This is a genomic window from Neorhizobium sp. P12A (genome assembly GCF_008365395.1).
Classification (GTDB): Bacteria; Pseudomonadota; Alphaproteobacteria; order Rhizobiales; family Rhizobiaceae; genus Rhizobium.
This window is the reverse complement of sequence record NZ_QOVX01000078.1, coordinates 1-1,017: the sequence shown is the minus strand read 5'-3', so window position 1 is coordinate 1,017 and position 1,017 is coordinate 1. Positions and strand designations below refer to the sequence as shown.

The following is a 1,017-nucleotide window of genomic DNA, read 5'->3' as shown; positions in this document are numbered from 1 at the left end:
GGTCGCAGCGGACGAAGGCTTCAGCGACGAGGTGATCGCGGCAACCTTGAACGTCAGTGGATCGACGATTTACCGGACCAAGCGCCGGTTTGTGGAAGCCAATCTCGACGGGGCGCTCAGCGAAGAACCGCGCCCGGGTGTTGAGCGCAAGCTGTCGAGCAAGGAGGAGGCGCTGTTGGTAGCGACCGCCTGCTCAAAGCCGCCGCCCGGGCGGACCCGCTGGACCCTGGAGCTTCTGGCCGATGAGATGGTCCGGCTCACCGATCACGACGAGTTGTCCTCGGAGACCGTGCGTCGCCGGCTGGCTGAGAACCATCTCAAGCCTTGGCGCAAAGACATGTGGTGCATCCCAAAGATCGATGGGGAATACGTCGCGCGCATGGAGGATGTTCTCGACCTCTACGCAGAAACGCCTGATCCACAAAGGCCCGTGGTCTGCTTCGACGAGAGCCCGACCCAACTCATCGGCGAAGTGCGCGAGCCCATTGCGGCCAAGCGTGGCCAGCTTGAACGCTACGACTGCGAGTATCGCCGAAACGGCACGGTCAATCTGTTTGTCTTCATGGACGCCCACCGGCCCTGGCGCAGGGTGAAGGTAACCGATCGGCGAACCAACCAAGACTTCGCCGAGTGCATGCGCGAACTGGTCGACGTCGATTATCCCGACGCTCCGATCATCCGCGTGGTGATGGACAACCTCTCCACCCATTCCGCCGGGGCGCTTTACGATGCATTTCCTGCCCCGGAGGCTCGAAGGGTGCTGAAGCGGGTGGAGTTCCACCACACGCCCAAGCACGCAAGTTGGCTCAACATGGTCGAGATCGAGATCGGTGTCCTGCGGAGCCAATGCCTCGACCGTCGTATCGACAGCAAAGACACCATAATAGACGAAGTCGCAGCCTGGGAGCAGCAACGCAACGCCCATGGCGCAAAGATCCAATGGATGTTCACAACCGAAAACGCCCGCCAAAAACTCCGCAAAGCTTACCCTGTCAAAGAGTCATAATCTCTGTGGCC

The 1,017-nt window shown here is 60.7% G+C and carries 1 protein-coding gene; it reads left to right on the top strand.

Going from position 1 to position 1,017, the window contains the following annotated elements; genetic code table 11:
• The coding region (locus DTW90_RS36955; protein WP_149345067.1) for an IS630 family transposase at positions 1 to 1,006 on the top strand (1,006 nt) is incomplete at its 5' end.
• Positions 1,007 to 1,017: the final 11 nt, after the last annotated feature.